The organism is Leifsonia sp. Y878 (genome assembly GCF_057669685.1).
In genome coordinates this window covers 951,914-964,554 of sequence record NZ_JBYHFS010000001.1, presented here as the reverse complement: position 1 = coordinate 964,554, position 12,641 = coordinate 951,914, and the positions used below count along the sequence as shown (strand labels likewise).

The window sequence follows — 12,641 nt, the reverse complement described above, 5'->3', positions numbered from 1 at the left end:
GGGATCCAGCCCCCGCTAAACCAGTTGGCAATTAGTGCGCTGCGAGCGATTCCTTGGCGGCGGCGACCACAGCTTCTGTGGTGATGCCGAATTCGCGGAACAGGGTCTTGTAGTCGGCCGATGCACCGAAGTGCTCGATCGAGACGCTGCGTCCCTTGTCGCCTACATAGCTCTTCCATGTCAACGCGATTCCGGCCTCAACCGATACCCGCGCGGTGATGGCGGCCGGCAGAACCGACTCGCGGTACTCGGCGCTCTGCTCTTCGAACCACTCCAGGCTTGGGGCGGACACGACGCGAGCGTTGATGCCGTCTGCCTTGAGAGCTTCGCGAGCCTCAACGGCAAGCTGAACCTCTGAACCGGTGGCGATCAGGATGACGTCCGGCGTGCCGTTTGCGGCCTCTGCCAGAACGTATGCGCCGTGGGCGACGTTGCTGGCCGAGGCGAAGACGTCACCGGATGCTGCGCCTTCTCCACGCTCGTACACGGGGATGTTCTGGCGGGTCAGCGCGATGCCGGCTGGTCCGTTGCGACGCTCAAGCATGGTCTTCCATGCCCAGGCGGTCTCGTTCGCGTCGCCGGGGCGAACAACGTCAAGACCCGGGATCGCGCGGAGCGTTGCGAGCTGCTCGATCGGCTGGTGTGTCGGGCCATCTTCGCCGAGTGCGACGGAGTCGTGGGTCCAGACGAAGATCGACGGCGCCTTCATGAGGGCGGCAAGACGAACGGCCGGACGCATGTAGTCGCTGAAGATCAGGAAGGTTCCGCCGAACGGGCGGGTGTTTCCGTGCAGGACGATGCCGTTCAGGATCGCGGCCATGGCGTGCTCGCGGATTCCGAAGTGCAGCACGCGGCCGTACTCGTTGCCCGTCCATGCGCCGGTGGAGTGCTCCGCAGGCACGAAGGATGCTGCGCCCTCGATGGTGGTGTTGTTCGACTCTGCGAGGTCAGCTGAGCCGCCCCACAGCTCGGGGATGACCGGGCCGAGTGCGTTCAGTACCTTGCCGGATGCCGCGCGAGTCGAGACTTCCTTGCCACCTTCGAAGACGGGCAGTGCCTCTTCGACGCCATCCGGCAGGTCGCCAGTGAGGATGCGGTCAAGCAGGACCTTCTTGTCGGGGTTGGCCGTTGCCCATGCCTCGAAGGAGACATTCCACTCTGCGTGCTGCTCTGCGCCACGGACGAGGGCCTTGCGGGTGTGGGCGATGACCTCGTCAGCGACCTCGAAGCTCTGCTCTGGGTCGAAGCCCAGAACCGTCTTCACTGCGGCGAGTTCCTCTGCACCGAGGGCTGAACCGTGGATCTTGCCAGAGTTCTGCTTCTTCGGGCTCGGCCATCCGATGATGGTCTTGAGGATGATGAGCGACGGCTTGTCCGTGACGGCCTTGGCTGCCTCGATGGCGTCGTTCAGTGCCTGGATGTCTTCGACGTATTCGCCGGTCTTCTTCCAGTCAACGACCTGGACGTCCCAGTGGTACGCCTCGTAACGAGCCTTGACGTCTTCGGTGAAGGCGATGTTGGTGTCGTCTTCAATGGAGATCTGGTTGCTGTCGTAGATCGCGATCAGGTTGCCGAGCTTCTGGTGGCCGGCGAGCGATGATGCCTCGCTGGTGACACCTTCCTGCAGGTCGCCATCACCGGCGATGACGTAGGTGAAGTGATCGAACGGGCTGGTGCCCGCCGGTGCTTCGGGGTCGAACAGTCCACGCTCGAAGCGTGCGGCGTATGCGAAGCCGACAGCGGATGCCAGGCCCTGGCCCAGCGGGCCCGTCGTGATCTCGACACCATCGGTGTGTCCGTACTCCGGGTGTCCCGGAGTCTTGGAGCCCCACGTGCGGAGCGCCTTCAGGTCGTCGAGCTCGAGGCCGTAGCCACCGAAGTAAAGCTGTACGTACTGGGTCAGCGAGCTGTGACCGACGGAGAGGATGAAGCGGTCGCGACCGATCCACTCGTTGTCGGCCGGGTCGCGCCGCATGACCTTCTGGAACAACAGATAGGCGGCGGGTGCGAGGCTCATGGCTGTGCCAGGGTGCCCATTTCCAACCTTCTCCACGGCGTCTGCCGCAAGGATGCGCGCCGTGTCTACTGCCTTGCTGTCAATGGAATCCCACTGCAATGCTGCCACTTGAAATCGACCCTTCTGAGTACAAAGAGGGCAGGTGGTCAATGACCCGCGCTCCGAATAGAGGTGTAGCGCGCCGGTAGACATCTTCGGCATCTCAGCGGCGCTGAACCGAGCGCTCACAAGGGCGCATTGATCCAGTCGCGTTGATTGGCGAGCACATTCAGTATAGGGAACCCTGAGAAGTTCGTGTCAGAATCGGCCGTCTCTCAGCGACACTTTGAGCAATTCGGAGCGCACACACAAGGTGCCGAGATGACTTAGGATTAGTGAAAATGCAATACGTAAGAGGAGCAATGGACGTCGCTGTAGAGACCCGGACCACAAGCGGATCGACAAGCGTCCGGCAGACTTTCAAGGCCTATCTGTCCCTGACGAAGCCGCGTGTTGTCGAACTGCTACTCGTTGTCACCGCACCCACCATGATTCTGGCGGAGCGGGGCATCCCGAACCTGTGGCTCATGCTTGCCACTCTCATCGGTGGTTCGCTGAGTGCCGGGTCTGCAGGTGCCTTCAACTGCTACATCGACCGCGATATCGACCGCATCATGAAGCGGACCAAAGATCGTCCGTTGGTGACGGGAGAGCTGACCGACCGCCAGGCACTCGTCTTCGCGTGGGTGCTCGGAATCGCATCCATCGTGTGGCTGCTTGTCTTCACAAATTGGCAGGCCGCAGCGCTGTCACTCGGCGCCATCCTGCTGTACGTGGTCTTCTACACGATTATCCTCAAGCGCCGCACCGCGCAGAACATCATCTGGGGCGGAGTGGCCGGCTGCATGCCGGTACTCATCGGCTGGGCTGCCGTGACCGGCGATCTGTCGTGGCCGCCGTTCATCCTCTTCGCGATCATCTTCCTCTGGACCCCGCCGCACTACTGGCCGCTGTCCATGAAGTACCGCGACGACTACCAGGCAGCCGGCGTGCCGATGTTGGCCGTCGTCCGCGGGCGCACCCAGGTCGGACTGCAGGTCATCCTGTACGCATGGGCGACTGTCGCGTGCTCGTTGCTGCTGACTCCGATCGCGCAGATGGGCGTGGTCTACACCGTCGTCGCTCTCGCGAGCGGTGGCTGGTTCATCTACGAGACGCACCGCCTGTACAACCTGGCCATTCGTCACGAGCACGTTTCACCGATGCGTGTGTTCCACGGCTCGATCACCTACCTCACGCTGGTGTTCCTCGCGGTGGCCATCGACCCACTGCTGCCTTTCTAGAAAGCACCGTGAGTCCGGGCTAGAGTCCGGGCATGGGAATCACTCAGTACTTCGTCGCGTCGACGATTGACGGTTTCATCGCCGACGAGAATGACCGCATCGAGTGGCTGCTGCAGTTCGGCTTCGAGCCTTTTCAGGCCGGCTATGACGACTTCATGCGCTGGGTCGGCGCGATCGTTATGGGCGCCACGACCTACGAATACCTCCTTGGTGCCGACGAGTCGTGGGCATATGGCGTGCTGCCAGTGTGGGTGCTCACGTCACGCACGCTGCCTGCGGTACCCGGCGCCGACATCCGCTTTCACCACGGTGATGTGACGGCCGTGCACTCTGCCTCGCTCGAGGCGGCGGCCGGCAAGAACGTCTGGGTGATGGGCGGCGGCAACGTCGCTGCGCAGTTCGCGGATGCCGGCCTGCTCGACGAGCTGCTGCTCAGCATCGTTCCGATCCTGCTTGGCGCCGGAAAGCGCCTGCTGCCGCTCTCAGGCCCAACGAGTCCGCTCACGCTGCAGCGGACCAGGGCGCTGTCGAACGGCGCCCTGGAACTCGCATACAGCCTGTCAGGCAGCCACAGCTAGCGGGCGGCCGACTCCAAGCGCTCTGAGGTGGCGTCCGGCACGGAAGCGACAGGCTGCTTCAGGTTCAGGATCACGGCCACCATCGCAGCGACGAGCGCGCTGGCCAGTACCATGTGGGTGCCGACGAGCATGGCGGGGAGGCCAAGGTTTGCCTGCAGGAGTCCGACGGCAATCTGGACCAGCTCGATGGCCAGCAGCAGGATCGCCCACAGCCTGGTGGGGAGCTGCAAGCGGATCGCGGCGACGACGAGCACGATGGTGAGCACGAAGGTCGCGTATGCGGGCCAGGCGTGGAAGTGCTGCATCAGCTCGGAGTTCAGGCCGTTGCGAGGAGCGTCCGCATCACCGGCGTGCGGGCCTGAGCCGGTCGTCATGATGCCGACGAGCACGGTGATGGCCACCACGAAGCTCGTGATGTGAGTGACGATCAGGTACCAGCGGGGGACCGCGGCAGCACGTGGGCCGGGCGTCGTGTACGTGCGCTGCAGGAACGTGGTGCAGAGGCCGACGAGCACAGCAGAGACGACGAAGTGCAGCCCGACGACGTACGGGTTCAGTTGCGTCAGTACGCTGATGCCGCCGATGACGGCCTGTGCAGGGATGCCGAGGCCGGCGAGCAGGGTGAGCCAGAACAGGTCGGGGCGAGACTTCCGCACGCGCAGGATGGCAATGAACGCAAGAATCGCAAGCAGGCCGAGTGCAACGCCGAGCAGGCGGTTTCCGAACTCGATGATGCCGTGGATGCCCATTTCAGGGGTGTTCACGATCGATTCGTCCGTGCACTTCGGCCAGGTGGGGCAGCCGAGCCCAGAACTGGTCAGTCGTACAAGTCCGCCAGTGCCGATCAAGAGGATCTGAGCGGCGAGGTACACCCACGCGATCACACGCAGTCGTACATCAACCCGATCGGGTACCAGTGCCCAGATCCGCTTCAACTGTTTTACTCCTTGTTCGTCAAGACTTGTGAAATCGCCGTGTGACCACTACTAAACCCACATTCAACCTGTAGAATTAGGTGTTTCATGGATCGTGCAAGTGATGTGCCCGGCGGGCAACACGCGCGAATAGTCCATGAACATCTTAGGTACGCAATGTAGCCGTCCACACAATCCGTTCCCGCGCAGGGTCTCCTTCTGGAGTGCTGTCCGGGAATGACCGGACTGATATCCGGGTTGTTGTGGATAGGAGAAGAGGTAAGTATGTCGGATGTCCTGCTTGACCGCCCCGAACTTGAGGGGCTGGGTACCTACGAATTCGGTTGGTCAGACCCTGACGCCGCTGGCGCATCTGCGCGGCGCGGAATTTCGCCGGAGGTTGTTGCCGACATTTCGGCGCTGAAGAGCGAGCCAGAATGGATGCTGAACCGCCGCCAGAAGGCCCTGCAGCTTTTTGAGCGCAAGCCAATGCCGACGTGGGGCGCAGACCTCTCTGAGATTGACTTCGACAACATCAAGTATTTCGTCCGCTCGACGGAGAAGCAGGCCCAGACCTGGGACGACCTTCCTGACGACATCAAGAACACGTACGAGAAACTCGGCATCCCAGAGGCAGAGCGCCAGCGCCTCGTCTCCGGTGTCGCAGCCCAGTACGAGTCAGAGGTTGTCTACCACCAGATCAACGAAGAACTCGAAGCCCAGGGCGTCATCTTCATGGACACCGACACGGCGCTCAAGGAGCACCCGGAGTTCTTCGAAGAGTACTTCGGCACGGTCATCCCCTCCGGCGACAACAAGTTCGCCGCCCTCAACACGGCCGTGTGGTCGGGCGGATCCTTCGTCTACGTGCCGCCTGGCGTGCACGTCGAGATCCCGCTTCAGGCCTACTTCCGCATCAACACCGAGAACATGGGCCAGTTCGAGCGCACGCTCATCATCGCCGACGAGGGCAGCTACGTTCACTACATCGAGGGCTGCACCGCCCCGATCTACAAGTCGGACTCCCTGCACTCCGCCGTCGTCGAGATCATCGTGAAGAAGAACGCCCGCGTTCGCTACACGACAATCCAGAACTGGTCGAACAACGTCTACAACCTGGTCACCAAGCGTGCGACGGCTGCTGAAGGCGCGACCATGGAGTGGATCGACGGCAACATCGGCTCAAAGGTCACCATGAAGTACCCGTCGATCTACCTGATGGGTGAGCACGCCAAGGGTGAGACCCTGTCCGTCGCATTCGCCGGCCCCGGCCAGCACCAGGATGCCGGCGCCAAGATGATCCACATGGCTCCGTACACGCAGTCATCCATCGTCTCCAAGTCGATCGCCCGTGGCGGCGGCCGCGCCGGATACCGCGGTGAGGTGCGAGTGGATGCCGCTGCGCACCACTCAGCGAACACCGTGCGCTGCGACGCGCTGCTGGTCGACACCAAGTCGCGTTCAGACACGTACCCGGCCATCGACATCCGTGTTGACGACGTGCAGCTCGGCCACGAGGCCACGGTCTCGCGGGTCAGCGAAGAGCAGCTCTTCTACCTGATGAGCCGCGGCATGCCTGAAGACGAGGCCATGGCCATGATCGTGCGTGGCTTCATCGAACCAATCGCCAGGGAGCTCCCGATGGAGTACGCCCTCGAACTCAATAAGCTCATCGAAATGGGCATGGAAGGATCCGTCGGCTAAATGACCGCCGCCTCTGCGCCAGCATCAAGCGCTTCAACAGCTATGCCCACGAACGAACAGCACGGTATCAAAGAGCATTCAGACGGTCGGTTCGGGTTCGTTCCCGTTCAGACACGGTCAGATCGCTTCAAGAGCGTCAACGTCACCGATTTCGAGGCCGTCACCGGCCGCGAAGCGGTGTGGAAGCTCTCTCCCGTCGGCAAGTTCACCGACCTCACTGGGGGAGACCTCGACGGCTCGCCGTACCAGATCCAGTCAACGGATGCCCCCGGCATCTCCGTTGAGTGGGTCGGTCGCGACGACGTCAGGATCGGCACTGCCGGCACCCCTGAAGAGCGCGCATCCGCCAACGCCTGGACCAACTTCGAGCAGGCCATGGCCATCACCGTCAGCGGTGAAGAGGCCAAGGAGATCACGATCACTCGTGCCCAGCTTGGCGACGCTCCTCGTGCAGCCCACACGATCATCGAGGCCAAGCCGTTCAGCCAGGCCGTTGTGATCCTGCAGAACACCGGATCTGCCCGCCTCACGGAGAACGTCGAGATCATCCTCGGCGAATCGGCGAACCTCACCGTCGTCACGCTCCAGGAGTGGGATGGCGCGGCCGTGCAGCTCGCGAACCACTTCGCCTCCGTCGGCCGCGACGCCAGGCTCAAGCACGTTGTCGTATCCCTCGGCGGCAGCATCGTTCGGGTCAACCCGTCGATTCACCTCGCCGGCGCAGGCTCCGACATCGAGGCGCTCGGCCTCTACTTCGCGGATGCCGGCCAGCACCTCGAGCAGCAGGTGTACGTCAACCACGACGCACCCCACAGCCGCAGCCGTGTGACGTACAAGGGTGCGCTGCAGGGCGACGGTGCGCGCACCGTGTGGATCGGCGATGTGCTCATCGGCAATTCAGCTCCTGGCACCGACAGCTACGAGCAGAACCGCAACCTGGTTCTCACCGAGGGCACGCGCGCAGACTCGATCCCGAACCTCGAGATCGAAACCGGCGACATCCTCGGGGCTGGCCACGCGAGTGCGACCGGCCGTTTTGATGACGAGCAGTTGTTTTACCTGCAGTCCCGTGGAATCTCGGAGGACGAGGCCCGGCGCCTGGTCGTGCGTGGATTCCTCACCGAAATCGTGCAGCAGATCGGTTCGCCGGCGCTCGAAGAGCGCTTGCAGAAGGCGATCGAAGCAGAACTCCGCGGAACGGATGTGAAGTAGATCATGGCATCCGTCAAGATTTGTGCCCTCGACGACCTGACGCCGAACGAAGCTGTCAAGGTCGAGATCGACGGGCTGCCCATTGCGGTCGTCCGCGACTCAGCCGGCGACGTCTTCGCCATCGGTGACACGTGCACACACGGTGATATCTCGCTGTCTGAGGGTTTCGTCGAAGACGACACCCTTGAGTGCTGGGCCCACGGGTCCAAGTTCTCGCTGCGCACCGGTAAGCCGATCACGCTCCCAGCCTACGAACCGGTGCCGGTGTACCAGGTGTCGCTGGTCGACGGCGATGTCTACATCGACCCCGCCGTCACCATTCCCGTCTGAGAACCAGACCTGCACCTGTCCGCTGCACAGCATCCGGCGTCCAGACGCCAATTTTTATACGAAGAAAGTGAATTTCATGTCTGTTCTTGAGATCAAAGACCTGCACGTCAGTGTCGAGACCGACCAGGGCACCAAGCAGATCCTGCGGGGCGTCAACCTCACCATCAACGAGGGCGAGATCCACGCGATCATGGGCCCCAATGGCTCAGGTAAGTCAACACTGGCGTACACGATCGCCGGTCACCCGAAGTACCACGTCGAGAGCGGATCCATCCTGCTCGACGGCGCAGAGGTGCTGACGATGACCGTCGACGAGCGTGCACGCGCCGGTCTGTTCCTGGCCATGCAGTACCCGGTCGAGATCCCCGGTGTGTCCGTCACCAACTTCCTGCGCACCGCGAAGACCGCGATCGACGGCGAAGCTCCCGCGATCCGCAGCTGGATCAAGGAAGTCCGCGAGGCAATGACCAAGCTGCGCATGGATAAGTCCTTCGCAGAGCGCAACGTGAACGAGGGCTTCTCCGGTGGAGAGAAGAAGCGTCACGAGATTCTGCAGCTCGAGCTTCTGAAGCCGAAGTTCGCCGTGCTCGACGAGACCGACTCTGGCCTCGACGTCGACGCGCTGAAGATCGTGTCTGAGGGCGTCAACCGTGCCAAGGAGAACTCCGACCTCGGTATTCTCCTCATCACGCACTACACGCGCATCCTGCGTTACATCAAGCCGGACTTCGTGCACGTGTTCGTTAACGGACGCGTCGCAGAGCAGGGTGGCTCTGAGCTGGCCGACCGTCTTGAAGATGAGGGATACGATCGCTATCTCGAAGCGTCGAACGTAGGCTAGTCGCATGGTTTCAACGCTCAGTCCCACGCGCTACGACGAAATCGAAGAAGCGCTCAAAGACGTCATGGATCCAGAGCTCGGCATCAACGTCGTCGACCTCGGTCTGATCTATGACCTTGGTTGGGATGACGAGAACGACGCTCTCATCATCCACATGACCCTGACCTCCGCTGGCTGCCCTCTCACCGATGTGCTCGAAGAGCAGACGGCTGAGGCGCTCGATGGCGTTGTCGATCAATTCCGCATCAACTGGGTGTGGATGCCGCCGTGGGGTCCTGAAAAGATCACCGATGACGGCCGTGACATGATGCGTGCCCTCGGGTTCGCCATCTAACACTCGTTCTGTGAGCGGGCGGATGTCCGTTGTTTCACCAATTCGGCGTGCGCGCCGTTTCCATAAGTTTCATACTTGTGGAAACGGCGCACACGCCGTTTTGTGCGAAATGGGGAATTGTGCGGCATCGTCGACGTGTGACGCCCAGCGTGATGGTCGTGCTCGTGCTTGCGCTGGCCACACTGTCTGCCTGTTCGTTATCGACGGACAGGCGTCTCGTCGAGGGCGAAGCAGAACAGCTGACCGATGCGTCGTTCTATGAACTTGCTGAGCCTGTAGCCCCAGGGGAACCGGGCGACATCGTGCGCACTGAACCCATTGAGAGTGCGCCTGACGGCACCAAGGCGTGGCGCGTGCTCTATCACTCGCGGGATGTTCACGGGTCTGACATCGTGGTCTCCGGCACGGTGCTGGCCCCTGATGTGTCTGGCGCGGTGTCGGACCGGGCAATCGTGTCCTGGGCGCATCCAACGACCGGTGCGGCCGAGCATTGTGCGCCGTCACGAGGCGTTGATCCGTTCCTCCTGGTCGAAGGGGCACGTGCCATGGTGAAGGCCGGGTACGTCGTTGTCTCCACCGACTACCCGGGCCTCGGGGTGGCCGGCCCCGATTCATACCTCATCGGTACAAGTGAGGGGAACAGCGTGCTTGACGTGGCACGCGCGGCTCGGCTTATTCCAGACGCACACGCCGGAGCCGATCTTCTGCTGTGGGGACACTCGCAGGGTGGCCAGGCCGCGCTCTTCGCCGGGCAGGATGCGGCGTCGTACGCTCCAGAGCTGAACCTCACAGCCGTCGCTGTCGCGGCACCGGCGGCAAACCTTGCTCAGCTATTCGCCGATCATCTCAGCGATGCCTCAGGCGTCACGATCGGCTCCTATGCATTCTCGGCCTACGTCTCTGTATACGCGGCTGAGTATCCAGGCCTCTCGCTGACGTCGATTCTCACGGAGGCCGGCGCGAAAGCGACTCCGGCTATGGCGCAGCTGTGCCTGATCAGTCAGCACCCCTGGCTGCACGCCGATGCCGAGAAGCTGGTGGGGAATTACACCACGGTGAACCCGACCTCAATCGAACCGTGGGCAACGCTGCTCGCTCTGAACACTCCAGGGGGAAAACCGCTTGGCGTTCCCTTGCTCGTCGCGCAGGGGGAGAAGGACACTCTCGTTCTTCCCGCTGCCACTGCAGCATTCGTCGCTGCAGAGTGTGCGTCGGGGGAGCATGTGATCTACGACACGATTCCGAAGGCCACGCACGGCACGGTTGCTCTTGATGCTGTGACGACGGTCGTGGAGTTCTTTGCGGCCGCCAGCGCTGGAGCGCCGCCAGCCTCGACCTGTCCCTGATGTGTTGCCTGCCTGCTATGCCGGCCGCCTGGCTATGCCGTGAGCCGTGCGCCGGATCGGTGCACGATGTGGTCAGCGACATAGGCTGCGTCGCGACCGACCCCGCCCATGAGCGCAGAGGTCAACGCGTACTGGAACGGAATCCCCACGAAGTAGAGACCAGGCAGGTCGGGCAGCACGCCGCGATCCTGGTCTGGCCAACCGTCCTGGCGAAGCGGCAGCCCGTCGATGAAGCGGAAGTCAGGGCGATATCCCGTCGCCCAGATCACGGTGGTGGGAGTCAGGCGCTGGCCGTCCTCTGTGACGGGCCGGCCGTCATCCACTCTCTCGATCCTGCCGACCCTGGTCACGCCGGCGGCATCGATATCACGTGTTGAAATGCCAATCAGCGGGGCACCCTTCTGGGTGAAGCCGACCGCGGCGCGACGGCCAATGGGCGTGCTGCGGGTGAGCACGGAGTTGATGAAGCGCCAGTACGCGCCACTCGCATACCGCAGCGCTGCTTCGGGAACATGGGGTGTCGGGCGACCGGCCAGCGTGACCGGATGTGTGTGGGCCAGCTCGCGTGCGATCTCTGAGCCTGAGGTTCCAGCGCCGATGACCAACACAGGACCGTCCGGGAGCTGCGACGGTCGACGATAATCCGTTGTGTGCAGTTGGGCGATCGAGGGATCCAGCTCACCCGCTAGTGCTGGAATGTGTGGAACAGTATGGGAGCCGGTCGCGACGACGACGTTCTCTGTGACAAATTCCGCTGGACCGGCGATCGGCCCAGCTGCTGGTCCTGCAATGCTCACCTGCCACCCTTCGGGCGTCATGGTCACCTTGCTCACGACGGTGCCCGTGCGAATATTCAGGCCCCACCGATCCGCATAGGACTGGTGATACGCCGCAACAGCGTCTTTGCCTGGCAGGCTGTCTGGTGGGGCGGGGAACCTGAGTCCGGGGAGGCCATCATGCCTGGCCGGTGTGAAGAGCGCCAGCGAGTCCCATCGATCGCGCCACACGTCGCCGACCCTGTCCCGCGCCTCGAGCACGAGCGGCTCTGCGGGGAGCAGCGACGCCTCTGTGCGCATCCACGCCGTCGGCAGCATGGACGTGTCGCTGGCATGAACACGCGCGGCGACGAGCTGCCTCTGTAGTGCGTGGGCAACGGCGAGGCCTGCCTGGCCGCCGCCGATAATAATGGTGTGGAGCAGACGCGGTGCGTGATCGTCGTGCATGATGCCCTCCAGCCGGTGGACCGATTCGTGGCACACAGTATCTGGCACGGCGCTCAGGGGACAGCCATCAACAGCAGTCCGGTGCCGCGTCATCAGTGATTAGAATACCACTCCATTCACTGGAACGGTATGCTAATCAAGTGATGACAACCGCGGAATCCCGGCCGACTCGACCGTCAAGGCGCGATCTGCAGAGCGCGGCGACGAGGGATGCTGTGGTCAGGGCAGCCAGTGCGCTGATGCTCGAGCGCGGGTACATCCCGACATCCATCACCGCTATCGCACGGGAAGCGAACGTTGCGGTGCAGACCATTTACAACTCGATCGGCGGCAAAGCGGAGCTGCTGGCCGCGGTGCTCGACCACCTCGCAGCTGGTCCAGATGCTCCTGCCCTCGTTCCGGATGTCATGCGCGCGAGGGTCAGTGAGGCGCGCACACCGGCCGACGTGGTGACGATCATGACCAACTGGTTCGTTGACGTCAACCAGCGCACGGCTCGCATCAACCAGGTCATCAGCCAGGCGGCATCCGTTGACCCCGATGTGGCAGAGCTGGAGCAGCGACGTTCTGCGCGGCGGCTGCACAACTATGGGGAAGCCGCCTCACGCCTCCGTGCGCTGCGTGGGTTGCGGAGCGGCCTGAGCGACCACGAGGCGGCTGCAGCGCTCTGGTCCATCGGACATCCGCAGATTTATCGGTCTCTAGTCGGCGACATCGGCTGGTCAGCGGATGCGTATCGCCAGTGGGTCAGAACGTCCCTGACGGCACTGTTGGCATAGTGCGCGTACTCGGGCAGCCGCGCGAGGAAATATACTAGAGA

At 62.7% G+C, this 12,641-nt stretch carries 12 protein-coding genes; 9 read left to right on the top strand and 3 right to left on the bottom strand.

From position 1 onward, the window contains the following. Positions 1-31: 31 nt before the first annotated feature. Positions 32-2,125, bottom strand: coding sequence for a transketolase (gene tkt, locus AC25Y4_RS04530; RefSeq protein WP_488119167.1), 2,094 nt, complete (start codon positions 2,123-2,125; stop codon positions 32-34). Positions 2,126-2,418: 293 nt separating this feature from the next. Between tkt and AC25Y4_RS04525 the strand changes: the two genes are divergently transcribed. Both AC25Y4_RS04525 and AC25Y4_RS04520 read left to right on the top strand, forming a co-directional pair. Then, positions 2,419-3,339 carry a heme o synthase gene (locus AC25Y4_RS04525; RefSeq protein WP_488119166.1) on the top strand — a complete coding sequence of 307 codons (921 nt, stop codon included), beginning with the start codon at positions 2,419-2,421 and terminating at the stop codon, positions 3,337-3,339. 32 nt (positions 3,340-3,371) lie between these two features. Beyond that, positions 3,372-3,917, top strand: coding sequence for a dihydrofolate reductase family protein (locus AC25Y4_RS04520; RefSeq protein ID WP_488119165.1), 546 nt, complete (start codon positions 3,372-3,374; stop codon positions 3,915-3,917). Here the strand turns inward: AC25Y4_RS04520 and AC25Y4_RS04515 are convergent. Beyond that, positions 3,914-4,852, bottom strand: coding sequence for a COX15/CtaA family protein (locus AC25Y4_RS04515; RefSeq protein ID WP_488119164.1), 939 nt, complete (start codon positions 4,850-4,852; stop codon positions 3,914-3,916). The two genes, AC25Y4_RS04520 and AC25Y4_RS04515, sit on opposite strands and share 4 nt — an antisense overlap. 264 nt (positions 4,853-5,116) lie before the next feature. On the opposite strand from AC25Y4_RS04515, the gene sufB reads away from it, so the two are divergent. From sufB to AC25Y4_RS04485, 6 genes are all read left to right on the top strand, one after another. Further along, positions 5,117-6,535: a Fe-S cluster assembly protein SufB gene (sufB, locus tag AC25Y4_RS04510; RefSeq protein ID WP_488119163.1), complete on the top strand. Its 1,419-nt coding sequence runs from the start codon at positions 5,117-5,119 to the stop codon at positions 6,533-6,535. Beyond that, positions 6,536-7,747, top strand: a complete 1,212-nt coding sequence (sufD, locus tag AC25Y4_RS04505) for a Fe-S cluster assembly protein SufD (RefSeq protein ID WP_488119162.1) — start codon at positions 6,536-6,538, stop codon at positions 7,745-7,747. It abuts the gene before it with no gap. 3 nt (positions 7,748-7,750) lie between these two features. Continuing rightward, complete coding sequence (locus AC25Y4_RS04500; protein WP_488119161.1) at positions 7,751-8,077, top strand: non-heme iron oxygenase ferredoxin subunit; 327 nt, start codon at positions 7,751-7,753, stop codon at positions 8,075-8,077. 76 nt (positions 8,078-8,153) lie between these two features. Beyond that, on the top strand, positions 8,154-8,918 hold the full coding sequence (gene sufC, locus AC25Y4_RS04495; RefSeq protein ID WP_488119160.1) for a Fe-S cluster assembly ATPase SufC: 765 nt from the start codon (positions 8,154-8,156) through the stop codon (positions 8,916-8,918). Between the two features lie 4 nt (positions 8,919-8,922). Next, positions 8,923-9,252 (top strand): metal-sulfur cluster assembly factor, encoded by a 330-nt coding sequence (locus AC25Y4_RS04490; protein ID WP_488119159.1) that lies wholly within the window; start codon positions 8,923-8,925, stop codon positions 9,250-9,252. Between the two features lie 137 nt (positions 9,253-9,389). Further along, positions 9,390-10,598 carry a lipase family protein gene (locus AC25Y4_RS04485; RefSeq protein ID WP_488119158.1) on the top strand — a complete coding sequence of 403 codons (1,209 nt, stop codon included), beginning with the start codon at positions 9,390-9,392 and terminating at the stop codon, positions 10,596-10,598. Between the two features lie 32 nt (positions 10,599-10,630). Here the strand turns inward: AC25Y4_RS04485 and AC25Y4_RS04480 are convergent, their stop codons facing one another. Beyond that, positions 10,631-11,821: a flavin-containing monooxygenase gene (locus AC25Y4_RS04480; RefSeq protein ID WP_488119157.1), complete on the bottom strand. Its 1,191-nt coding sequence runs from the start codon at positions 11,819-11,821 to the stop codon at positions 10,631-10,633. 143 nt (positions 11,822-11,964) lie between these two features. On the opposite strand from AC25Y4_RS04480, the gene AC25Y4_RS04475 reads away from it, so the two are divergent. Then, positions 11,965-12,600 carry a TetR/AcrR family transcriptional regulator gene (locus tag AC25Y4_RS04475; protein ID WP_488119527.1) on the top strand — a complete coding sequence of 212 codons (636 nt, stop codon included), beginning with the start codon at positions 11,965-11,967 and terminating at the stop codon, positions 12,598-12,600. The last annotated feature ends 41 nt before the right edge of the window (positions 12,601-12,641 follow it).